The sequence below is a fragment of the Acinetobacter sp. 24-47-39 genome (genome assembly GCF_056783825.1).
In genome coordinates this window covers 19,374-44,249 of sequence record NZ_JBWYIP010000006.1, presented here as the reverse complement: position 1 = coordinate 44,249, position 24,876 = coordinate 19,374, and the positions used below count along the sequence as shown (strand labels likewise).

Sequence of the window (24,876 nt, the reverse complement as noted above, 5' to 3'; positions counted from 1 at the left end):
CTTATTGCATCTCCACATTTTCGAGTTGAGTTGTGGCTTGTTCAACCACTTCAACTACTTCTTGTACTGGAATGTAGCTATTCGCAATCCAAGCCAAACTTGATTCTGAAATATCAAGGAAGCTTTGTGGATACAAACCAAGCCATAACAGACCGAACGCACAAATTAACAAAATACCAAGCTCACGCGCATTAAGATCTTTTAATGGGTTCGCATAGTGTTGTTTTTGCTCTTCGTTTGGCACACCAAATAACGCTTTATGAATCAGGATTAAACCATATAGACCCGCAAATACTAAGCTGATCGCAGCAATAATCGTGAATGTAGGGAATTGAGCAAATGCACCCATCAAGATGAGGAACTCACCAATGAAGTTACCTAAGCCAGGGATACCTACAAGCGCAGCAATAAAGAACATCAAAAAGAATGGTAAATACTGGAATTGACCACGAATACCACCCATCAAGCGTAAATCACGTGTGTGAAGACGCTCATACACTTGACCACACATAATGAATAATGCTGCTGACGATAAACCGTGAGCCAACATCATGATCATCAGACCTTGGAAAGTCAGGATGTTACCTGCGTAGATTGCAAGTAAAACAAAGCCCATGTGTGAAATCGACGTATACGCCAACAAACGTTTCATATCGGTTTGCTGGAAAGCACACCAAGCACCGTAGAAGATACCGATTAAACCGAAAATGATTGCTACATCAGCAAACTGTGCTGAAGCAACTGGGAAGAATGGAATGACGAAACGAAGTAAACCGTAAGCCGCTGTCTTAATTAAGATACCCGCAAGGTCTACAGAACCTGCTGTAGGTGCTTGTGCGTGCGCGTCTGGTAACCAACCATGCAATGGGAATACTGGAAGTTTGACCGCAAAACCAATAAACAAACAAATCATAAATGCAAAGGCAATTGATGACGTTTGTGGGTTAGCATCCAATGTATTCGCAACAGCGAGTAAATGGTTATAACTGAAGCTGATTGTATCTGTCATCATGAAACCGTAGATCACAAGACCTAAGATACCAATCAACATGATCAGACCAGCCACCTGCGTGTAAATAAAGAATTTAGTCGCAGCGTAAACACGAGATTTACCAGAAGCACCTTTGTGGCCCCAGAGTGCAATCAAGAAGTAGATTGGAACGAGCATCATCTCCCAGAAGAAGAAGAACAAGAACAAATCAACAGCCAAGAATACACCGATCACGCCACCTAAAGACCATAAAAGGTTTAAGTGGAAGAAACCAACGTTCTTCTGAATTTCACCCCAAGAACAGCCAACCGCCAATACACCTAGTAAAGCAGTTAAACCGACCATTAGAAGTGAAAGACCATCCACCGCTAAGTGGATGTTAATGCCAAGGGTTTGAATCCAAGGTACATAGAACTCTGCAGACCAAGTCGGTACAGTTTCACCAATTTGGTAGCTGTAGGTACCTGATTGCCATAAAGCAACGGTGATGCCCAAAGTAATGAGCATACCCACAAGTGCGATATAACGTGGTAGGTGTTGATCTAATTTATCAACGACCCAACAAATAAAACCAGCAATGAACGGAATGAGGATCAGCGCGGGTAAATACCAGTTATTGATGTTTTCCATCTTATTTCCCCACGATCTGAGTCACGATCAGAATCATGATAATCACCACGATACCGAACGCCATGCTCGATGCGTACTCACGCAAAGAACCTGTTTGACGTGAACTAGTGAAGCTATGACCACCTTTAACAATCGCTGGCAATACAAGCCATACGCCATCAATCGGGTCACGACCAATCATTTTTGCAATAAATAAGTAAGGTTTTACAAACACAAGGCCATATAACGCATCGAAACCAAGCGCATTACGACAGATATTTGCAAGTCCAGCACCCAATGAAGTGCGAGCAAAACCTTGAACTGCTTTATAAGCAAAAGCAAATAAGACAACACCAACCGCTAAACCAGCAAGTGCGATTGCAATAGCGACATATTCTGCACCATGCGCACCAGCTTCTAGCGCTTCAGGAATAACAAATGCAGGGATTTGTGCAGCATCAAGAATACTCATGACTGGTGCTTTAAGTACGATTGCCAAACCTGTAGAAAGGACAGCAAGAATCGCTAAAGGAGCCCAGTAAGTTGCACCTTTGATTTCGTGATATGGCGTTTTCTCTTCGCCAAAGAACACAATCCAAATTAAACGGAAAGTATAGATTGATGTTAAGAATGCACCAGCAACACCGACCCAATACAATGTATTGAATACAGGTAAGCCTGCGATATGACTTTGTGTCCACACAGCCGCCAAGATTGCGTCTTTTGAGAAGAAACCAATCGTTAAGAATGGAATCGCTGCTAAGGCACCGCCACCGATCGCGAAACAAGCAAATAAGAATTTATTACGCTTGAACAAACCACCCATTTTGAAAATGTTTTGTTCGTGATGGTATGCAAGAATCACCGCACCTGATGACAAGAACAACAACGCTTTGAAGAATGCGTGTGTCAACATGTGGAATAGACCAGCTTGGTATGCTTCAGCACCTACAGCCATAAACATATAACCCAACTGACTCATGGTTGAGTAAGCAAGAATACGTTTGATGTCGGTTTGAACCAGTGCAGCAAAACCTGCAACTAATAATGTCACCGCTCCTGTGATTGAGATAAACACCATGACTTCTGGTGCCATTTCAAATACAGAGAACATACGGCAGCATAGGTAAACACCTGCTGTAACCATGGTTGCAGCATGGATTAATGCAGATACTGGTGTAGGACCCGCCATCGCGTCTGCTAACCATGTTTGTAATGGGATTTGCGCAGATTTACCTGCAGCACCCAAGAACAACATTAACGCAGTCCAAATGGTTAACGATGAGCTTTGTGTCATTACCACAGGCGCAGCAGCAACGATTTCAGCAATATTCAATGTTCCAAATTGTTGGAAAATTAAGAATAATGCGATGAGTAAGAAAACGTCACCGATACGTGTCACGGTGAATGCTTTAATTGCAGCAGCACCATTTGCTGGATTTTGGTAATAATAACCAATCAGCAAGTATGAGCACAGACCAACACCTTCCCAACCTAAGAATAACAACGCAAGGTTGTCACCCAACACAAGCAATAACATACTTGCAACGAATAGGTTGAAATAAGAGAAGAAACGTGCAAAGTCTTCTTCACCACGCATATACCATGATGCAAAGATATGAATTAAGAAACCCACACCCGTAATCATGCCAAGCATAAGTAAAGATAAACCATCTAAGTGCAAGCTAATGCCTGGTTCAAAACCACCCACACTGAACCAAGTCCAAAGGTGAGTCACTTGAGATGTTTCACCGCTGTTGATGAAATTCATACCAGCCAATAATGCACATAGTGCTGAAAGACCAACTGAACCCACACCAATAATGGCAGCTACAATTTCAGGAAGCTTATTACGCCCTGCCGCTAAAAGGATAAAACCAATGAGCGGAAATAATATGGTTAATGCTAATAAACTCATCCGCGCATCTCACTAGCAGCATCTACATCCAAATGATGGAAGCGATGATAGAACTGAAGGACGATCGCAAGCCCGATACACGCTTCTGCCGCAGCAAGCGTTAAGATCAAGATAAACATGATCTGACCATCTGGTTGCACCCATGCACTACCAGCGAGGACGAATGCAAGCGCTGCTGCATTCATCATGATCTCAAGGCTCATTAACATAAATAAAAGGTTGCGTCGCACCATTACACCGTAGAAACCGAGTGCAAAAAGAATGGTTGCAACAATCAAACCATGCTCTAAAGGGATATTACCCATTATTCTTTTTCCTCTTCTGCACTTGGTTCACGTTTGCCTAAGTGGAATGCAGCAACTAACGCAGCAAGCAATAACATTGCGGCAACTTCAACCAATAATAAATATTGTGTAAAGAGTGCTTGACCAACTTCTTTAGGGCCTACAACTTCTGTACCCATTAAAGGACCAGAAATGCTGTGCTCTGAAGTCATTGTCCAAACTAAAACCAGACCCATTAAAAAGCTCATCAATGCAGGGTAAGCCCAAGCATCAGATGTTAACCATTTACGTTCTTGTTCAACTGTTTGAGAACCAAGGTTCAACATCATCACAACGAAGACGAAAAGAACCATAATTGCACCAGCGTAAACAATAATCTCAAGTGCACCTGCAAATGGTGCACCCACGATCATGAACATACCAGCAACTGCAAGTAACGAAACGATTAAGCTTAAAAGTGCGTGTACTGGATTCGCATTAGTCACAACACGAACCGTAGAAACGATGGCCACAAGTGCCATCAAATAAAATGGCCACATCATGGTAATAAGCTCCGTACATCGACAGGTGCGCTTTCACGCTGAGCCTGACCTTTGTCTTTACCAGCTACAGCCATACCAGTTACACGGTAGAAGTTATAGTCTGGATATTTACCAGGACCAGAAATGAGTAAGTTTTCTTTCTCATAAACTAAGTCTTGACGAACGTATTCACTGAGTTCGAAATCAGGTGTCATCTGAATAGCAGTTGTAGGACATGCTTCTTCACACATACCGCAGAAAATACAACGAGAGAAATTGATACGGAAAAATTCCGGATACCAACGACCATCTTCTTTTTCAGCTTTCTGTAATGAAATACAGCCAACAGGGCAAGCTACAGCACACAAGTTACAAGCTACACAGCGCTCTTCACCATCTGGGTCACGTGTCAATACGATACGGCCACGGAATCGTGGTGGAACGATTTCTTCAGCTTTAACTTCAGGGTATAAAATAGTGTCACGTTTACGTGTTGCGTGGCTAAATACCATCCACAACGAACGTACAATTGACCCAAACCCAGCTAGAATTTTATACATAATGTTCTCCCTGCTGTCCTAGGCCTGATTCATCAGAATCACAGCACCAGTCACCAACAAGTTGACCAACGCTAAAGGCAAACAAATCTTCCAACCAAAGTTCATCACTTGGTCATAACGTGGACGCATTAATGAACCACGTGCCAAGACAAACATCATCACAAAGAATGCTGTTTTAATCATGAACCAGAATGCTGGAGGTAGGAAATCTAGACCAAATGGTGCTAACCAACCACCGAAGAATAAGGTTACGATCAAAGCTGAGATCAGGACAACGTTGACGTATTCCGCAACGAAGAACATCCCCCACTTCATACCACCATATTCGACATGGTAACCTTCCGCCAATTCTTGTTCCGCTTCTGGTTGGTCAAATGGGTGACGATGCGTTACCGCAACTCCTGCAACCACGAAGATGAGGAAACCTAAGAATTGTGGAATAACAAACCATACATCTTTTTGAGCTTCTACGATTTCACGCATGTTGAATGAGCCTGCAATTGCAACCACACCCATCAACGAAATACCTAAGAAGACCTCATAAGAAATCGTTTGCGCTGCTGAACGAAGACCACCGAGTAATGCATATTTGTTGTTTGATGACCAACCACCAAATAAAACTGCATACACTGCAATACCCGCCATTGCCATAAAGAACAATAGACCGATACTCATGTCTGCAACACCTAAATAAGGTGATACAGGGATAACCATGAACGATAACACCGCAGTTGCCATCGCAACTGCTGGAGCTAAACGGAAAGTCAATTTATCTGCAAACTTTGGTGTCCAGTCTTCTTTGAACATGATCTTCAGCATGTCGGCAACAATCTGGAACATACCCCCAGGACCTACACGGTTTGGACCGTAACGGTCTTGCCATAAGCCAAGTAAACGACGTTCAATGAAAGACATCAACGCAGCAATCAAAACTACAACGAGCAAGATCACAATCGCTTGAACTACAGAGTAGGCAATTGGCCAGTTCTCAGCCCAAAGCGGCGTTTGACGGATTAATTCTTGTTCCATGAATTATGCTCCTACCGCGACTGATACAGGCTCAGCTAACGATACCGTTGGCGCGAGACCAATTGGGTAACCAATATAACCTGTAGGTAAATATTCAATGACTTGAACAGGAAGAACGATCGAAGCCTCACCTGCTTTCACAGTAATGTTTTGGCCGTCTTTCACATTCAAGCGCGCTGCATCTTGCTCACCCACTGCAAATACCGCCTCTGGAATACGGGACTCCATTGCAGGTGTTTTCACTGTGAATTCACCAGAACCAAAAATATGATGCATTGGAACAAGGCGGAAACTCTCAGCATTTACAAGAACTGGTGCTGGTGCAACGTATGTGCGTGCTGGTAATTTCGCAAGGCGATCAAATAAACGAATACCTGAATCACCGCCTTTTAAAGAACCACCCACTGATTCTTGAAACTTATTCCAAGCTTGTGGTGAGTTCCACCCTGCTGACCACGCAAATGGAACTAACGCTGACGGCGTTTGGTTCCCGACATAACCTTCCATAGAGAATGTTAATGCAGAGTCTTGATCTGTTGGTTGTTTAGGCTCATGAACAGACAACGGCGCACGAAGTGAAGTACGACCAGAGTAACGACGTGGTTCACGTGCCACTTTAAGACCATGGACACGGAAACCAGCATCTGGTGCTACATCTTGAATCGCTTCAAGCGCAGGTACATTCTTGGCAACTGATTCGATGACATCATCAAGCACAGTCCAAGAAATTGCTTTGCCTTTCACGCCAGTTTCAATGGCATGTAACCAACGCCAAGATTCTTTGATCGCAAGTTCTGGTTTGTAGTAACTTGGGTCATATACTTGATAGAAACGTTGTGCACGGCCTTCTTGAGATACCACAGTACCGTCACCTTCAGCAAAGCTCGCTGCAGAAAGAACGATATTCGCTTTTTTCACCGTTTCAGTTTCTGAATGGTCAAGCACGATCACGTCTTTACCAGACAAAGCAGCATCTACTTGCGCCGCAGGTAAACGACGATAAAGGTCGTTTTCTACAATCACGACAGTGTCATAGTCTTGTGCAAATGCTTGCTCAAGGCTGTTACCACCAAAGATTGCTAAGCCCATTGAGTTCACTTCAGGAACAGTCAATGTTAGACCCGCATTGCCCAGATTCTGTGCAACTTGTGCAGCAGCTTCCATAATTGCAGCTTCTTGCAAGCTTGTACCAGAGATAATCAATGGTTTTTTTGCAGCTTTTAAAGTGTCAGCAATGGTTTGAGCAAATGCTTTTGCATCTTCTTCTAAACCAGTAATACTTTCACCTTTCACCGCCGCAGCAACAGCGAAACCTAAACGTGCGATATCATTTGGAGAAGCAACGACTTCACCAGTAGCTACGTCAGATAAACGTGTTTGAGTCGCAGCCAAGATATAAATCGGTGATTTTTCGTCTTGAGCAATACGTTGTACTGGCTCAGCCAACCATTCTTGTGTACGGCGTTCTGCAGCCATTTCTTTGGCTTTGTTCTTCGCAGCTTGGCGTACAGACAATGCCATGCGTGGTGCAGTTTGTGTTAAATCTTCACCGAGAATTAAGACAGCATCGTAACTTTCAATTTCACGCATACCTGGGTTATATACACCCTCGGTTTGCATAATAGATGCAGCAAGTTCAACCAAGTTTTGCTCTTTTTGAGACATACCTGTTGAATAGTTTGCTTGTCCAACCAATTCACGAAGCGCAAAGTTAGACTCAAGAGATGCACGTGGAGAACCAATACCCAACACTTTTTTGCCTTGGATTTTCTCAATCACGGTGTCTAGCGCTGTATCAACTGAAACAGTTTCAACATTTGAACCTGAACGGAATTGCGGTTGACGTGGACGGTCTTCACGGTTCACATAACCCGTACCGAAACGGCCTTTATCGCACAGGAAGTATTGGTTGACTTCACCGTTAAAACGGTTTTCTACACGGCGTAATTCACCATAACGCTCACCCGGAGAGATGTTACAACCTGAAGAACAGCCTTGGCAGACGCTTGGCGCATACTGCATGTCCCATTTACGGTTATAACGTGCAGAGTGTGTTTTGTCTGTGAATACGCCCGTCGGACATACTTCAGTTAAGTTACCCGAGAATTCAGACTCTAAAGTACCTGATTCTGGACGACCAAAATAAACACGTGAAGCGTTTGCATACACACCGAAGTCTGTACCACCTGCGTAGTCTTTATAGTAACGAACACAACGGTAACATGCGATACAACGGTTCATCTCGTGTGCAATGAACGAACCAAGTTCTTGGTTGTAATGCGTACGTTTCGTGAAACGGTAACGACGACGGTCATGTTGTGTCATCACAGTCATATCTTGGAGGTGACAGTGACCACCTTCCTCACAGACTGGACAGTCATGTGGGTGGTTCGTCATCAAGAATTCAACAATAGACGCACGGAAATCTTTTGCTTCTTTGTCTTCAATCGAGATGTAGGTATTGTCAGCTGCAGGTGTCATACATGACATAACTAAACGACCGCGAGTATCTTCTGGATTCGCGTATTGAGTTACAGCACATTGACGGCAAGAACCGACAGAACCTAAGGATGGATGCCAACAAAAGTACGGGATATCAATACCCAAAGACAAGCATGCTTGTAGCAAGTTCTCTGAGCCATTGACTTCATACGATTTGCCATCGACATGAATTGTAGCCATAGTCGAATTCCTTAAGCTTGTTCTACGTTGCTAACTTGAGCAGCGGCATTCACCACTTTCGCTTCAAATTCGCCACGGAAATATTTGAGTGCACCCATGAGTGGTTCCATAGCACCAGGAGCGTGAGCACAGAAAGTCTTACCAATCCAAAGCTTACGTGTAAGCTCTTGCAAATGATCGATGTCTTCTTTCTTGCCTGTACCATCTTCAAGTGCTTTAAGCGCTTTAACCGCCCAAGGTAAACCATCACGACATGGTGTACAGAAACCACATGATTCACGCGCAAAGAATTCTTCTAAGTTACGTGTTGCTGAAACCATACATTGAGTTTCATCAACCACCATGAGCAAACACGTACCTAAACGCGAACCTGCTTTCATGATGCTTTCCGCATCCATTGGAAGATCGATGTGTTCAGCTGCCAAAAAGTCAGTTGATGCACCACCTGGTAACCATGCTTTAAGCTTTAAGCCATCACGCATACCACCCGCATGATCCTCAATCACTTCACGTGCAGTTGTACCGAATGGAAGCTCCCATAGACCTGGGAATTTCACTTTACCTGATGCACCATAAATTTTAGTGCCAGGATCTTTCGACTTACCTGCAGATAAATTGATATACCACTCAGGACCACGCAGCATAATTGCTGGTAAGTTATTGTAGGTTTCTACGTTGTTAACAATCGTAGGACGACCCCAAGCACCTGCAACTTGTGGGAATGGTGGTTTTGTACGTGGATTTGCACGGCGACCTTCAAGCGAGTTGATCAATGCAGTTTCTTCACCACAGATATAACGACCCGCACCAGTGTGCACATGTAGTTCAAAGTTCCAGCCAGAACCAAGGATGTTTTCACCCAAGTAACCTTTGGCACGAATTTGCTCTAAAGCTTGGTTCAAATACTTCGCAGCTTCGATGTATTCACCACGGATAAAAATATAACCATGGGTTGCTTCGAGTGTATAACCTGCAATTAACATCCCTTCGATCAATTGATGAGGAAGTTTTTCCATCAACAAACGGTCTTTGAATGTACCTGGTTCCATCTCATCGGCATTACAAATCAAGTAACGAGGACCTGAATTGTCATTTGGCGCCATGAGCGACCATTTAATCCCTGCAGGGAAACCAGCACCACCACGACCTTTAACAGTCGCTGCTTTAATGATTTCCAATACATCTTTAGGCGGCATTGTGAGTGCTTTCTTGAAACCCTCATACCCTTCAAGAGATTCATAGTCTTCTACACTATGAACAAATTCTTGCTTGCTCAAACGCCATGTTAATGGGTGAGTTTCTGGGTTACCGTCGCCATAAATCGGTTTTGGTTCAGTATTCATACATACTTCTCCAATAACTGTTTCACTGAAGAAACTTCTACTAGACCGTGAGTATCTTCATTAATCATCAAGGTTGGACCCTTATCACAGTTTCCTAAACAGCAAATCGGGAGCAAAGTAAAACGACCATCAGCAGTCGTTTGACCAAATGAAATCCCGAGTTCGCGTTGGAATGCTTCTGCTAAAGTTTCTGCACCCATCAAGAAGCAAGCAATAGAATCACAAAGCAAAATTACGTTGCGACCTACTGGCTGGCGGTAAATACGGTTATAGAATGTTGCCACACCTTCCAAATCAGCGAGGCTCATTGACAACATCTGCGCAATCGCATTCATTTGCGCATCATCCACCCAACCATTACGACGTTGAACGCATTTAAGCGCATCTAAACATGCCGCACGTGGGTATGGGTAATGACCAATGTGATGCTCGATTTCGTGGATTTCTTCCGCAGTTAAAATCCCTTCGACATTCACACGTGGCTTTTTATCAGTCAAAATCATCATAATGCGTACCCCTTAGCGATCCACGTCAGCCATTACGACATCAATCGTCGCTAAATAAATGATTAAGTCAGATACAAGACTGCCGTTAATTACAGAAGGAATTTGCTGTAAGTGCGTGAAGGTTGGTGTACGAATACGGGTACGGTAACTCATCGTTGACTTGTCTGAAGTCAAGTAGTAGTTAGATGCACCTTTTACCACTTCCGCCATAACAGATGCTTCACCTGCTGGCATGACAGGACCCCATGACACGCTTAAGAAGTGCGTAATCAAAGTTTCAATGTCTTGTAGTGTCTTATCTTTCGGTGGTGGAACAGCCAATGGGTGATCCGCTTTATAAGGACCAGATGGCATGTTATCCAAGCACTGCTTGATGATTTTTAAAGATTGTTCGATTTCACGGTAGTGAACGATCACACGTGCATATGCATCGCCTTCGTACTCTACAGGCACTTCGAAGTCGTAATTTTCATAACCGCTATATGGACGATATTTACGTACGTCAAAATCAATACCTGTTGCACGTAAACCTGTACCTGTTACACCCCATGCCAATGCAGATTTTGCATCGTATTGAGCAACATTACGGGTACGACCTTCAAATACCGAGTTTTTCAGTGCTGCAGTATGATATTCCTTCAAACGTTTAGGCATCCAATCCAAAATTTCACGGATCAAATGTTGCCAATTGTTTGGAAGATCATGTGCTGTACCACCGATACGGAACCATGCTGGGTGCATACGGTAACCAGTGATTGCTTCAATCGCGTCATAGATCTTTTGACGATCGGCGAACATATAGAATACAGGGGTCATACCGCCGGCATCCTGAATCGCTGTACCGATGTAAAGCAAGTGGTTATTAATACGGAATAGTTCCGACATCATGACACGAATACATTGTGCACGTTCTGGCACAGTGATCCCTGCCATCTGCTCCACACCCATCACATAAGGCATGTTTTGCGCACAACCACCTAAGTAGTCAACACGGTCTGTATACGGAATGAATGAATGCCAAGTTTGACGTTCAGCCATCTTTTCCACACCACGGTGGTGATAACCGATATCTGGCACACAGTCTTTCACTTCTTCGCCATCTAACTGCAAGATCACACGGAATGCACCATGCGCAGATGGATGGTTAGGACCCAAGTTCAGGAACATGAAGTCTTCATCAGCATTACCGCGTTTTAGACCCCAATCTTCAGGCACAAAACGTAAATGCTCTTGTTCGAAATCTTGTTTCGCTTGGTTCTGACGATAAGGTGTGTATTCAGTCGCACGTGCAGAATATTCTTTACGCAACGGATGACCTTCCCAATACGTTGGCAATAAAATACGACGGAGCATTGGATGCCCTTCGAAGTTAATGCCGAACATATCGTAAGCTTCACGTTCGTACCAGTTGGCATTTGGCCAAATGTTGGTTGCTGTTGGAATATTGAGATCAGACTCATTCAACGCAACTTTAATACGAATATCCGTATTACGCTCTAGTGACAACAAGTGATAGAACACAGTGAAGTCAGACGCAGGTAACCCATCGCGGTGAGTACGTAAACGCTCATCTACCGCTGACAAGTCAAACAACATCACGTAAGGACGTGACACTGTACGCAAGAACATTAATACGTCTTGTACACGTGAGCGCTCAACCCAGACTGTTGGAAAGTCTTCAAAAGTCGTTTGCACGTAGAAATTCTCACCAAACTTGGTTTTGAGCTCTTCTACAATTGCAAATGCTGGGCGTGAATCAACTGGAGTTGATTCTGGCATAGCAATGTCAGTTTCAGCCATTGGCTTGGCTTCCTATTTAATACAAATTCATTCAACCAAAACGACAATTACACCCAAGCGGGTGCATCAATATTATTTGCCGTTAAGATTATTTAATTTCATCCATAGAGCGTAAGTGTTTTACTGCAATACGTTCAGCATTCTTACGGTCACGTTCAGGCTGCATCTTTGGCTTATAAACTGGCTTAAGATCATCACCGATCACCGCAGAAAGCGGACGACGCTCTAATTGAATTTGGTCTTGCAATAACATCAACGCTTGGATTAATGCTTCAGGACGCGGTGGGCAACCTGGAATATACACATCCACTGGAATGATTTTATCGACACCTTGTACAACCGAGTAAATGTCATACATACCGCCAGAGTTTGCGCATGCACCCATTGAGATCACCCATTTAGGTTCTAACATTTGCTCATAAAGGCGTTGAATTACAGGTGCCATCTTGACGAAGCATGTACCCGCTACAATCATCAAGTCCGCTTGACGTGGTGAAGCACGAATTACTTCGGCACCAAAACGTGACAAGTCATGCACGCCTGTTAAAGTCGTTGCATACTCTACGTAGCAGCAAGATGTACCAAAGTTGAACGGCCAAACTGAGTTTTTACGACCCCAGTTTACTGCTGTATGCGCCAAATCCTCTAAACGAGTCATGAACACATTCTTATTCACTTCTTCTTGTAGAAGCGGATCTTCTACAACGATACGCTCTTGAAGTGGATACTGATCAGCATCCGGATTCGCACGGGTTAATGTATATTTCATCCCGTATTACTCCTTATCAGATGATGTAGTCGTTGGCGAAGCTTTTACACGACCAGATGATTGCGCTGGAATTTGACCTGTAGGGTCAACCACCAACTCCTCAATTGAGTTGAAGCGAGTAATTTCTGCGAGATCCATATTTGGCGAACCAATTTTAGGTTTAATCCCTGCTGCTTTACGCTTATCAGATGGCGCCCAATTTAATGCACCAGTAGACAACTCATAAATCAAGCCAACGAGTAAAACTAAAATAAATACAGCTGCTGCTGCAAAACCGATCCAACCCACTTCACGAACTGACGCAGCCCATGCATAGAGATAGAGCGCTTCTAAGTCAAACACAACGAAGAAGATTGCAACCAAATAGAATTTTGCAGATAGACGAATTCGTGCTCCACCAGCACTAACTACGCCTGACTCGAACTGCTCTTGCTTAGCACGTCCCCACGATTTACCCCCTAGGAGTAGCGGGACAGTGAGCATAAAGACGCATAAAAATGTAACGCCGATCACGAAGGCAATTATTGCCCAATCGTATGGAGTAATGGCACTCATGCGGGGATAACTCCTGGCAGGCCTATTTATTAACAAAGAATGTATGTATTGGCCTTCAAATACACCAAACACAAAATTAATCCCGCCAATTGTACCTGATTTATGATTTCTGTTGCTAGCCAATCCCTCTAAGTCTTTAGGATGAATTTTGCCCTTTTTCCAGATTTCATGGTGATTAAAGTCAATAAAACCTTATTTAATCGTAGAAAGTTATCAAGGTGATAAAACTGATTATTTTTTCCGAATAATCATTCAAAAAATTCAAGCGGCGTCAATCCAGACACTATCACTTTTTTAGTTTTACCATTCGTGTTAGGTCAGCTTTTTTTGCACCAATATGGCTCAATTAATTTTGATTTATTCTATTTTAAAAGTTTTAAATTTTAATTGCTTACAATGTTTTAATTAACTTTATACAAATCGTGCTGATTTTCGTTATATGCTCAATTAAATAATAAGGAGAAGATCTATGAGTCTAGAATTCACACACAAACCTAACTATTTTTTATTTGCTCAGTTGATCGTCCATCATTTAGACAGCTATATCAAAAAACATCCTGATGCAACGAATGCTATTTTTGATTTACGCGATATTTATCAAATTTTCCGCCAAGACCTCGCCTCTACAACCACTAATCTTGATGCTATTCTCAACATCGCAGATGAATATACAGTTGAGACCATTCACGGGGATCAAAAACTGATTAGCAATTATCATATTGATGCAACCAATAACAGTTTACTGATCGATTTCAATGCCGATGCCTTAAATGCACTTAAACAAGGAAAACGCATTATTGAACCGAATGCCAATAATTACCAATAAAAAGCAATATAAAATATAAAAAAAGCGCTTAATCGCGCTTTTTTAATTCTTGCTTTATTCTGATGTTTGACTGGTTTGAACAATCTTCTTCTTTTTAAATCTTTTAGCTGGCCATTGCATAGTAAATCGTGCACCGCCCATTTTAGGACTTTGATCCACTTGAATCGAACCGCCAAACCAATAAGCGATTCGACTTACAATAGACAAGCCTAAACCATATCCGCCTGAGGCACGTGTACGACTATCATCCAAGCGAGCAAAAGCTTCAAAGACTCGCTTACGATCCTCTTCTGGAATCCCCGGACCATCATCTTCAACTGAAATATACGCCATTCCCTGAGCATCAATTCCACCAGTGATCAGCACTGTATCATCGCAGTATCGGATCGCATTTCCGACTAAGTTTTGTACTACACGATGTAAATAACGGCGTTCAGCATCCACCACCAAAGCTTGTAATGGCAAATGTAATTGAATATTTTTATTGGTTTTTAATGCTTTAGTTTCAATAGCGACTTGCTCAAGCACTTCGTATAGTCGAATTTCCTCAAAATCAATAGAAGGCATGCCTTGCTCAAGCTTGGCATAGGTCATAATTTCATCAATGAGGGTATTTAAAGCCTCAATGTCTTTATCAATCATTTCTACTTGTTGCTGACGATACTCATAATCCTCTTCATCAACCAACATTTCCATACCAAAGCGAATACGTGCGACTGGCGTTCGCAGTTCATGTGATACAGCTCTCATTAGCTCTCGCTGGGCTTCGATCAAACGCTGTATATGATCTGACATACTGTTATAACTGGCTGCCAAATGTGCTAACTCATCATATCCTTCGACAGGAACGCGAACGGACATATCCCCTTTTTGCATAACATTTAAGGCTGAGTTAACTTGCTTCAACTTGCGTTGCATTGGGACAATCAGACCATACACACCAAGCGACAAAATGAACATACTCAGCAAAGTAATCCCTGCCGCCAATTGGAATGGCATCCAATTGAACATTGGCACTGGTCCCATCACCAATACATCACCAGACGAATTCGTCATTGGAGAAATGACTGAAATCGTAGTACCACGAATGCTAGCGCTATCCTGATACAGGATAACCCCTTGATCCGCACGTAAACGACCAATTTGCTCGGAATCCAAATTGAGATCAGACAGATTTTGAATGCTTAAATCATAAGAAAAGTGTTGCTTAATTTTTGCAAGATATTCCCTTTCCTGACCTGGATAATAAACCAAGTATTCCCATACAAAGATTGGCAAGGCCTTCATTTGACGCTCACCAATATTATCCACTTTCACATAAAGTAAATGCTCAGGGTCATCCATTAAACCAATAATGACATACGCAATACTTTCTTTGGCGTCATACCGCACCACTGCTTTGCGCTTTTCTAAACGGTATTTTTCGGTGCGTGAAAGTTCGACTTTATCAGATTCTAGATAATAGATTGGAAGTTCGAGCAAATCAGATGCATCTGATATCCAATCCATTCTTTGTTGCATGGTTTGTTGTCTTGAAACACCCTCGCTAATGACGTACGAAATCCCATCAGTCAATGACTCACGGTATTCCTGCGCGCGTTGATAGTTGATGATTTGCACAAGCAAATAACCAAATATGGCAACCAGCACCACCAAAATGACGAGACCTGCGTAGATACGCAGGAATATACTGTGTTTAGACACTAAGGTATGACCTTCTGAGGAGTGAGGGCATTACCGCGGGGATGTGATTACATCCCGTTGGTTTCTTTAACGAATAAATATCCTTTACTACGCACGGTTTTAATACGTTTAGGATTTTCAGGATCATCACCAATTTTTGGACGGATACGAGAAATACGAACATCAATTGAGCGGTCTTGACCATCATATTCAATACCACGTAGACGCTCAAAAATGTCTTCACGTGAAAGGATACGACCAGCATTAGATGCCAACAACCATAATAAGTCATATTCTGCACTTGTGAAATCTACAAGTTCACCGTTTAAGGTTACAGAACGACCACCATTATCAATCACTAAATCATCAAATTCGATACGTTGAGCAACTTCATCCTCTGGTGTTTTGTCTGTACGACGAAGCAAAGCACGAATACGCGCTAATAGAACACGTGGCTGAACTGGTTTCGCAACATAATCGTCCGCACCCATTTCAAGACCCAATACTTGATCCATGTCTTCAGTGCGAGCAGTCAACATTAAAATCGGTTGATGATAATGTGGACGAACCTCACGACAAACAGTTAGACCATCAGCACCAGGAAGCATAACATCCAGCACCACCATATCTGGTTGCTCTGCGATAATACGACGGATTGCACGATTACCGTCTGGTTCTACCCCAACTTCTAATCCATTACGAATTAAATACTCTTGCGTTAAACGCGCAAGACGCTCGTCATCTTCAACGATCAAAATCTTTGGTAACTTTTCTTCTTGGCTCATAGAATGCCCCTATATTGTTACGATATCTGCTGATTAAACTTCACAGATTTACATCGATATGTTTTGCAATATACACACGTTTACATTGTAAACAAGAGCCTGTTCACGAAACTGATACACGAGCGTAGTCTTTTGTTATCTTTTTATTAACTATTGATAAATAGATAGTTTTGCCAAGTCGATCAATATTTTCAATCAACTTTAAACTTTCAAACACAAATCAATTTGATGATATTTTAAACAAAATATTTCAAAAAAATTATTTTCGAGAAGCAATTTGCACTTTCAGAGTTATCCACAAACTTATCTATAAGCACTCTAAAAAGTCTCTGTTATGCTTAGCACCCTGTGACGCTGACTACATAACAAAAATGGCGGAACATGGAAAAAGTATAGGGAAATTTGAGTGTTAAACTCAGAAAAAAAATTATCAAAATGTCAATATTGATCTACCCTGAAATTTACCGTATCTTGTGTCTTAATTTACATTAAACCACTAAGTCTTGTGTTTACCCTCAAATATCGCGATAGCTCATTTTTTGAGTTTTTATCCGATTCAAATGGTCCATAAGCATAAAAATGATGAGAATGGAGCGACGCTGAAATGAGCGCTAATACAACCCCTGGTCAACTTCAAGTGATTAAACGCACTGGTGATGTTGCCACTTTTGATGCAGATAAAATCTCTGTAGCAATTGGTAAAGCATTTTTGGCTGTTGAAGGTCAACCAAGTGCAGATTCGAGCAGAATTCACGATCGTATTACTCAGCTGACTGAGATGGTGATGAACACGTTTAAGCGTCGTTTACCTTCAGGTGGCACGATTCATATTGAAGAAATTCAAGATCAAGTTGAATTAGCTTTAATGCGCACAGGTGAACAAAAAGTGGCACGTGCATACGTGATCTATCGTGAACAACGTGCTGAAGCGCGTAAAGAGTTAGGTGCTCATCATCACCCTACTCTTCAGATCACAGGTCAAAATGGTCAGCTCCAACCATTAGATTTGAGTCGTTTACAAGCGAAGATTGAAAAAGCTAGCGAAGGCTTAGAAGGCATTGATGTTCAAGCGATCATCGATGAAACTGTAAAAAACCTATACAACGGTGTTAAAGCATCAGACATCTCTACAACGATGATGATGGCGACACGTACACGTATTGAACAAGAACCAAACTATACGTATGTCACTGCACGTTTGTTGCGTGACAACTTAGTTGCAACCGGTCTTGAGTTTCTTGGCCTATCTAAAGACACGCTTGAAAATGATGCGCTTGAAACCTTCTTGAAAAAAGGTGTTGAGCTAGAGCTTCTTTCTCCAGAATTATTAAATTTTGACCTTGTAAAATTAGCGGCTGCGATTAAACCAGAACGCTCTAATCAATTTACATATTTAGGTCTTCAAACATTATTTGACCGTTACTTCATCCACTCTGATGGCGTACGCTTCGAATTACCACAATTATTCTTCATGCGTGTTTCTATGGGCTTGTCGCTCAATGAAGACAACCGTGAAGATCGTGCAATCGAATTCTATAACTTACTTTCTAGCTTCGATTACATGGCATCTACGCCGACTCTATTTAACTCAGGTACATTACGTCCTCAGTTATCAAGCTGTTATTTAACAACGATTGATGATGACTTGTTCGATATTTATGGCGCTATGCGTGATAACGCAATGTTGTCTAAATGGGCAGGCGGTTTAGGTAATGACTGGACACCAGTTCGTGCCTTGAACTCATACATCAAAGGTACTAACGGTAAATCGCAAGGTGTTGTTCCATTCCTTAAAGTAGCGAACGATACAGCAGTTGCAGTTAACCAAGGTGGTAAGCGTAAAGGTGCGGTATGTGCATATCTTGAAACTTGGCACTTGGATATCGAAGAATTCCTAGAGCTTCGTAAAAACACGGGTGATGACCGCCGTCGTACACACGATATGAACACTGCAAACTGGGTTCCAGATTTGTTCATGCAACGTGTATTTGAAGATGCTGAATGGACACTCTTCACCCCGTCTGAAACACCAGATCTTCACGATTTAACGGGTGCTGAATTCGCAGAACGTTATGCTTACTACGAAAGCATTGCGAAAGAAACAGACATGTTGCATAAGAAAGTCCGTGCGAAAGACTTATGGCGCAAAATGTTATCAATGTTATTTGAAACAGGTCATCCTTGGATCACATTCAAAGACGTATGTAACTTACGTTCACCGCAACAACACGTAGGTGTGGTGCACTCTTCTAACTTGTGTACTGAAATTACATTGAACACAAGCAAAGATGAAATTGCGGTATGTAACTTGGGTTCAATCAACCTTGTTCAACACGTTCAAGGTGGTCAATTAGACCGTGAGAAACTTGCTCGCACGATTAAAACTGCAGTTCGTATGCTCGATAACGTCATCGACATTAACTACTATGCAGTTCCACAAGCGCGTAATTCAAACTTGAAACACCGTCCAGTGGGTATGGGTATCATGGGCTTCCAAGATGCACTATACGAAATGAAAATTGCTTACGGTTCTGATGCTGCGGTTGAGTTTGCAGATGAGTCTATGGAAGTGATTTCTTACTACGCGATTCAAACTTCAAGCGATTTGGCGGTTGAACGTGGTACGTATGAAACATTTAAAGGTTCATTGTGGGATCAAGGTATTTTACCAATTGACTCTCTTGAGCTCGTTGCGAAATCTCGCCCAGAACGTATGTTTGAAGTCGATCGCACACAACGTTTGGATTGGGACACGTTACGTGCCAAAGTCCAAAAAGATGGTATGCGTAACTCGAACGTGATGGCCATTGCACCGACTGCAACCATTTCAAATATTTGTGGTGTATCTCAATCTATTGAGCCAACATTCCAAAACTTATATGTGAAATCGAACTTGTCTGGTGAGTTCACTGTCATCAACCCTTACCTCGTTCGTGCATTAAAAGAACGTGGTCTTTGGGATTCTGTGATGGTCAATGACCTGAAACATTTCGAAGGTTCAGTACAAAAAATTGCGCGTATTCCTGAAGAGTTAAAAGCAATTTTCGCGACAGCATTTGAAGTTGAAGCACGCTGGATTGTTGATGCTGCATCACGTCGTCAAAAATGGATCGACCAAGCACAATCTCTTAACCTTTACATCTCTGGTGCAAACGGTAAGAAATTGGACATCACGTATAAGATGGCATGGTTACGTGGTCTTAAGACGACTTATTACCTTCGTGCATTGGGTGCGACATCTGCTGAGAAATCTACGATTAACACAGGTGCATTAAACGCAGTTAAACCTGCGACAGTTGCAACACCAGTAGCAGCAGTTGCTCAAGAAGCTAAACCTGAAGCAGCAGCGTCAGAAGAAGGCTTCGAACAAGCAGCACCTGTACCAATGGCATGTTCAATTGACAACCCTGATTGTGAGGCTTGTCAATAAGTTAACCGAATTAGGAATCAACCGAGATTTATCTCTTAATTGCGAATTAGCAATGGTTGATTCTTATGAGCGGTTAGCATAAGAATTCACTTTTGCTAATTCGTTATGAACGATTCCTTAAAAGGAATAGAACATGTCGAAAAAGCTTAAAGAATTTAAAAAGAAAGTTCGCATTGTACGCAAGGAAATTCAGATTTTTTGCTTCACATGCTTATTACCTTGCTCAGTTGCAATATTGGTTTCAATTAACCAAGCGAATGAACAAAAGATTGAAGATATTAAGCCAATTACTCAGGTAGTTACTTGATACAAATCCCCCTACATCCGCCTTTTTCAAAGGGGGACCTCCGTGGAAGCAAAAGAATTCACGGAAAATCCCTCCTTTAATAAAGGAGGGATTTGGGGAGGATTTAATTTTTTCTAACAAAAGGAAACCACCATGCCACATATGACCCATAACTATATGTTAGGACTTGCGGTACTGGTCTTTGCTTTTATTTTCTTTTACACGCCTATGGTCTATGCATTCTTAGCCATTCGCAAACAACAAAAGCGTAAGCAGAATAAGTAGTTTTTATTAAAGACGAATTACTTCTTTTGATTATGTAGTAATACAAAATCAAATCTAAGTAAATGATTACTAAAGATAGATGGTAATTAGGATATTTAGAAAAGTTTTGAGAAAAATGTTGGGGATACTGCAATATCCCCTCCACCAATCTCAGATACCCGAGAATTCGGTTGGCTCTGATAACTTCCCTGAAAGAAAGTAAATAAATCTTCGTTTACTTTGAGTTTAGAGTCAACTGTTAATTCTTATTTTCACACTAAGGCTATGTTTTTTAGGAGCTTTAAAAATGCAAATAGTTTTAATGTTGTTCAACCTCAATGTAACAGGAGATTTTTATGAGCCAATGGTGCTTAAGTTACGATCTTAAAAATAAATCACGCAGTCATTACTCTAAGATTTATCAAAAACTTGAATCATATGATTGCGAACGATTACAACAGTCGATTTGGTTGTTACAAACATCTAAATCAGCGGATGAAATCGTTAATGACTTTAGGCATTGTGTCGACCAGAATGACCGTTTAGCTGTTTTTCCAGTTGACCAAATTTTATTAAACATTCTAAAGGAGTAAATACCCCACCCATTTATTAACTTAATAAATGGTTTTGAAATAAAGAGAGGTTTATAATCTCCTCTTTATTTCAGGGGTTCATTACTTTTTTCTTAAAAGTAGGAGAATCCCATGTCTATCCTCAGTTGGGACGATTTCGAAGATGATGAACCGAAACAAACTGCACAAGCACAGCAGTCTGCGCCCATCGAACCGCAAAAAGCGCCTAATCCACAAGTGGTATCTGATGCACGCAACGAACCGACGCGTGTGGCAGCTGCACAACCCTCTCGAACCAGTTCAAACGGAACAACTAATTCAGCCGATCCGTTGGCAAGAGCATCTAACGCCTTAGAACATTTGGACGTTGCTCCAGGTCTTGAAGAGTTAGAAATGGGCGCTCAACGTGTTCAAGTTGATGATAAAGCAATGATCAACTGTCGCGCTGACTTGAACCAACTTGTACCATTTAAATATGAATGGGCTTGGCAAAAATATCTAGATGGTTGTGCAAACCACTGGATGCCACAAGAAGTTAACATGAACCACGATATCGCACTTTGGAAGTCAGAAGATGGCTTAACTGAAGATGAGCGTACCATCGTGATGCGTTCTTTAGGCTTCTTCTCTACTGCCGATTCGTTGGTTGCGAATAATTTGGTTCTTGCGATTTACCGACACATTACTAACCCAGAATGCCGTCAGTATATCTTGCGTCAATCATTTGAAGAAGCGATTCACACGCATGCTTATCAATACTGCATCGAATCTTTAGGTATGGATGAAGGCGAAGTCTTCAACATGTACCGCGAAGTTCCATCAGTTGCGCGTAAAGCTGCATGGGGCTTGAAGTACACTCAAGAATTGAGTGATCCAACATTCAAAACAGGCACCCCTGAAACAGATCAAATCTTGCTTCGCAACTTGATCGCATTCTACTGTGTTCTTGAAGGTATTTTCTTCTACTGTGGTTTCTCTCAAATCTTGTCAATGGGTCGTCGTAACAAGATGAATGGTGTTGCTGAGCAATTCCAGTACATCTTACGTGATGAGTCAATGCACTTAAACTTTGGTATCGATATGATTAACCAAATCAAGATTGAGAACCCACATTTGTGGACTGCTGAGTTCCAAGAAGAAATCATTCAAATGATTCTTGAAGGTACGATGCTTGAAATCGAATATGCACGTGACACCATGCCACGCGGTGTATTGGGTATGAATGCTGCAATGATGGAAGAATACTTGAAGTTCATTGCAAACCGTCGTTTAGCTCAATTAGGTTTACCTGAGCAATTTGCTGGTGTGAACAATCCATTCCAGTGGATGTCAGAAATGATGGACTTACGTAAAGAGAAGAACTTCTTCGAAACTCGCGTAACAGACTATCAAACTGGTGGTGCGTTAAGCTGGTAATAGATCACGCTCGTCACGCGACACATAAGTTGTCATTTGCGACACATAAAATGTCATTGCGCGACACATAAGTTGTCATTGAGAAACCGCCATTCATGGCGGTTTTTTTAACTTAACAATCCTTATATTAGTTAAAACTTATGCATGATTTAAATTATTAAAAAAATTTGAATAAAATTTTTGTTCAATTTTATCAGCTTCTAAATAAATACCTAATTCATGATAGAGATCGTTGTTCTTATAGTTACCTGAAGAATCAGAAGACATCCAGTTTAAGCTTGTGATAACAATATGATTTTTATCCCAAGCCAGCACTTTGGCATGGCTATGATTTCCAGAAGGTGGAGAATGGAGTTTTAATGCAATTTTATCGTTTTCTATACTGTTAGAAAACTTTTGCACTTGCTTATGATCAAAAATTTCTTTATCGACTGTAGAGTAAAATGCTGAAACACGTGCCCTACAAGTTGATAAACTATCCCAAATACTTCTATGTAGATTTGGGCTTATTTTATCACTTAATAAGGTAACTCTATGTTCTGCTTTCTTAGCTTCGTGTATATATCGCAAATGATGCCCTTTGAGTAAAAGTGAAACATTAATATTTTTTTCATTGTCTTGATTAGAACTAGGTTTAATACTTTGAGCCAAATCTAATAATTCTGAGCCTAAATAGTTATTAATTAATTTTGCACCAGTAGTCAAACTAGCTGATATTTGAATCATTTCTTTTGAAAAATCATTATCTTGAATAAATACAGAAGCCTCATAACGATTAAATTCTGAGAAAAACCAATTACAAGATCCTATTAACGAACAATGATTATTTTCAGTATCCCAAAGTAAATATTTAGCATGAGACCCTGTCTGGATTTCATGTAAAATAATCCTTCCATTGTAATCACAATAAAGCTTTTTAAATTGTGAGGTAATCTCTTCAAAGTTTCTTAATTCTTTTTCTCTAATATCAGGTGAATCGAAATCATCTTTACCCCATAAAATAATAACTTTAACCCCTCTGTTAACGGCATCTAATAGTTCACTTAAATAGAGATTTATTCTAGATGGACGAATAAAAGTAGAATGAATTATTAAATAGTTTTTACACTCACGAATAGCATCAAGAAATTTTTGAAGATGTTCATTCCCTCCTAAAATAAGTGAAACATGCTGTTCAGATATCTTATAACTTTTGGGAGGATTTGCTAAATTTTCTGAACTATTATCCCCGACATATTGATATGTTTCTTTTATACTCTCATTGTTCCTCTGACTTTCGATTAATCGCTTTTTAATTTCTGTAGACAAATATTCTTTAAAGGAGGAACCAAAAATAGAGCAATAATCATTACTAGATGTAGGATTGAGATAATTCTCATAAAAATGTATATCTATTTCATTATTTTTATTGATTTTTGCATTAAATATTAAGTATCTATTAACTGATAAACTTCTATCCAATGGTGGCGATACAGAAATAAGCTCTTCATTCGGTTGGGTAACAGCACAGCTAAGTTCTTGTGTATCAAGAATATATGGATGCGGTATATTCTTAATATTAATATATCTTTTATTATCCCAACTATTAACTAAAGTATTGATTTCACCCTCATTATAGGTAGTAATAAAAGAGTGGTTACACAATCCTAAATACTGACCATTTGTAAGATTAACTAGAAAATCTCTATATGTATAAAATTCTTTTTTTATCGAAGGCAATTCAGAAGCTTTTGCAATAAATTTACCACGCTCAGTAATTCTTACACTAATACTCTTAGGCTCTTGAATAATTTCAATCCAATTTAATTTTAAAAATGGTAGAAGCATTTGAACTAAAATTTGTCTACGAATACCAGAATATGCTGACAATTTATCAATAGTAAATTCATTATCTGCAATAGTTCTCAACAATAAATGGTCGATAATATTCCAATTACTTTTCTTTTTAAAAGTAAATAGATTAGTCCCGTAAGAAAAAGGAACAATGAGATAAAAAGGTTGTGCTTTTTTAGAACGTTTGGAATTGGATGATTTCATATTATATAGC

Annotated in this window: 21 protein-coding genes; 6 read left to right on the top strand and 15 right to left on the bottom strand. The window is 41.0% G+C overall.

The genetic code is table 11. From position 1 onward, the window contains the following. Window position 1: 1 nt before the first annotated feature. The 12 genes from nuoM to ndhC form a co-directional block, all read right to left on the bottom strand. Window positions 2-1,621 carry an NADH-quinone oxidoreductase subunit M gene (gene nuoM, locus AC1M9C_RS06950; RefSeq protein WP_481587295.1) on the bottom strand — a complete coding sequence of 540 codons (1,620 nt, stop codon included), beginning with the start codon at window positions 1,619-1,621 and terminating at the stop codon, window positions 2-4. A 1-nt stretch (window position 1,622) separates the two neighbouring features. After that, entirely contained in the window at window positions 1,623-3,518 is a 1,896-nt protein-coding gene (gene nuoL / locus AC1M9C_RS06945) for an NADH-quinone oxidoreductase subunit L (RefSeq protein ID WP_481587296.1), read from the bottom strand. Then, the gene (nuoK, locus tag AC1M9C_RS06940; protein WP_004695395.1) at window positions 3,515-3,823 is read right to left on the bottom strand and encodes an NADH-quinone oxidoreductase subunit NuoK; all 309 of its coding nucleotides are present in this window, start codon (window positions 3,821-3,823) and stop codon (window positions 3,515-3,517) included. Before nuoK ends, nuoL begins: the two co-directional genes overlap by 4 nt. Further along, on the bottom strand, window positions 3,823-4,341 hold the full coding sequence (nuoJ, locus tag AC1M9C_RS06935; RefSeq protein WP_171076777.1) for an NADH-quinone oxidoreductase subunit J: 519 nt from the start codon (window positions 4,339-4,341) through the stop codon (window positions 3,823-3,825). The genes nuoK and nuoJ overlap by 1 nt, the downstream gene beginning before the upstream one ends. Continuing rightward, window positions 4,341-4,883, bottom strand: a complete 543-nt coding sequence (gene nuoI / locus AC1M9C_RS06930; protein WP_035267267.1) for an NADH-quinone oxidoreductase subunit NuoI — start codon at window positions 4,881-4,883, stop codon at window positions 4,341-4,343. Before nuoI ends, nuoJ begins: the two co-directional genes overlap by 1 nt. Window positions 4,884-4,901: 18 nt before the next feature. After that, complete coding sequence (nuoH, locus tag AC1M9C_RS06925) at window positions 4,902-5,912, bottom strand: NADH-quinone oxidoreductase subunit NuoH (protein WP_035267266.1); 1,011 nt, start codon at window positions 5,910-5,912, stop codon at window positions 4,902-4,904. A 3-nt stretch (window positions 5,913-5,915) separates the two neighbouring features. Beyond that, entirely contained in the window at window positions 5,916-8,594 is a 2,679-nt protein-coding gene (gene nuoG / locus AC1M9C_RS06920; RefSeq protein WP_481587297.1) for an NADH-quinone oxidoreductase subunit NuoG, read from the bottom strand. An 11-nt stretch (window positions 8,595-8,605) separates the two neighbouring features. Further along, on the bottom strand, window positions 8,606-9,937 hold the full coding sequence (gene nuoF, locus AC1M9C_RS06915) for an NADH-quinone oxidoreductase subunit NuoF (protein WP_481587298.1): 1,332 nt from the start codon (window positions 9,935-9,937) through the stop codon (window positions 8,606-8,608). Beyond that, on the bottom strand, window positions 9,934-10,443 hold the full coding sequence (gene nuoE, locus AC1M9C_RS06910) for an NADH-quinone oxidoreductase subunit NuoE (RefSeq protein ID WP_035267260.1): 510 nt from the start codon (window positions 10,441-10,443) through the stop codon (window positions 9,934-9,936). The genes nuoF and nuoE overlap by 4 nt, the downstream gene beginning before the upstream one ends. Window positions 10,444-10,455: 12 nt before the next feature. After that, window positions 10,456-12,243, bottom strand: coding sequence for an NADH-quinone oxidoreductase subunit C/D (nuoC, locus tag AC1M9C_RS06905; RefSeq protein WP_035267259.1), 1,788 nt, complete (start codon window positions 12,241-12,243; stop codon window positions 10,456-10,458). 88 nt (window positions 12,244-12,331) lie between these two features. Beyond that, window positions 12,332-13,012 (bottom strand): NuoB/complex I 20 kDa subunit family protein, encoded by a 681-nt coding sequence (locus AC1M9C_RS06900; protein WP_035267257.1) that lies wholly within the window; start codon window positions 13,010-13,012, stop codon window positions 12,332-12,334. Between the two features lie 6 nt (window positions 13,013-13,018). Then, the gene (gene ndhC, locus AC1M9C_RS06895; RefSeq protein WP_035267255.1) at window positions 13,019-13,567 is read right to left on the bottom strand and encodes an NADH-quinone oxidoreductase subunit A; all 549 of its coding nucleotides are present in this window, start codon (window positions 13,565-13,567) and stop codon (window positions 13,019-13,021) included. Window positions 13,568-14,036: 469 nt separating this feature from the next. On the opposite strand from ndhC, the gene AC1M9C_RS06890 reads away from it, so the two are divergent. Further along, the gene (locus AC1M9C_RS06890; protein ID WP_092766947.1) at window positions 14,037-14,393 is read left to right on the top strand and encodes a hypothetical protein; all 357 of its coding nucleotides are present in this window, start codon (window positions 14,037-14,039) and stop codon (window positions 14,391-14,393) included. Between the two features lie 54 nt (window positions 14,394-14,447). Here AC1M9C_RS06890 and bfmS read toward each other — a convergent pair whose 3' ends face one another. Together bfmS and bfmR are read right to left on the bottom strand one after the other, a co-directional pair. Further along, complete coding sequence (bfmS, locus tag AC1M9C_RS06885; RefSeq protein WP_481953434.1) at window positions 14,448-16,097, bottom strand: sensor histidine kinase BfmS; 1,650 nt, start codon at window positions 16,095-16,097, stop codon at window positions 14,448-14,450. 47 nt (window positions 16,098-16,144) lie between these two features. After that, on the bottom strand, window positions 16,145-16,861 hold the full coding sequence (bfmR, locus tag AC1M9C_RS06880) for a response regulator transcription factor BfmR (protein ID WP_035267251.1): 717 nt from the start codon (window positions 16,859-16,861) through the stop codon (window positions 16,145-16,147). Window positions 16,862-17,465: 604 nt separating this feature from the next. Between bfmR and AC1M9C_RS06875 the strand changes: the two genes are divergently transcribed. From AC1M9C_RS06875 to AC1M9C_RS06855, 5 genes are all read left to right on the top strand, one after another. Continuing rightward, complete coding sequence (locus tag AC1M9C_RS06875; RefSeq protein ID WP_481953433.1) at window positions 17,466-20,291, top strand: ribonucleoside-diphosphate reductase subunit alpha; 2,826 nt, start codon at window positions 17,466-17,468, stop codon at window positions 20,289-20,291. 133 nt (window positions 20,292-20,424) lie between these two features. Beyond that, window positions 20,425-20,598: a hypothetical protein gene (locus AC1M9C_RS06870; RefSeq protein ID WP_481953432.1), complete on the top strand. Its 174-nt coding sequence runs from the start codon at window positions 20,425-20,427 to the stop codon at window positions 20,596-20,598. Window positions 20,599-20,730: 132 nt separating this feature from the next. Then, a complete protein-coding gene (locus tag AC1M9C_RS06865; RefSeq protein WP_179999438.1) occupies window positions 20,731-20,862 on the top strand; it encodes a YhgE/Pip domain-containing protein in 132 nt (43 codons plus the stop codon). A gap of 335 nt (window positions 20,863-21,197) precedes the next feature. Beyond that, window positions 21,198-21,434, top strand: a complete 237-nt coding sequence (locus tag AC1M9C_RS06860) for a CRISPR-associated protein Cas2 (protein WP_481953431.1) — start codon at window positions 21,198-21,200, stop codon at window positions 21,432-21,434. A gap of 111 nt (window positions 21,435-21,545) precedes the next feature. Beyond that, window positions 21,546-22,829 carry a ribonucleotide-diphosphate reductase subunit beta gene (locus tag AC1M9C_RS06855; protein ID WP_481953430.1) on the top strand — a complete coding sequence of 428 codons (1,284 nt, stop codon included), beginning with the start codon at window positions 21,546-21,548 and terminating at the stop codon, window positions 22,827-22,829. A gap of 138 nt (window positions 22,830-22,967) precedes the next feature. On the opposite strand, the gene AC1M9C_RS06850 is transcribed toward AC1M9C_RS06855, so the two are convergent. Then, on the bottom strand, window positions 22,968-24,866 hold the full coding sequence (locus tag AC1M9C_RS06850) for a phospholipase D-like domain-containing protein (protein ID WP_481953429.1): 1,899 nt from the start codon (window positions 24,864-24,866) through the stop codon (window positions 22,968-22,970). Window positions 24,867-24,876 lie beyond the last annotated feature (10 nt).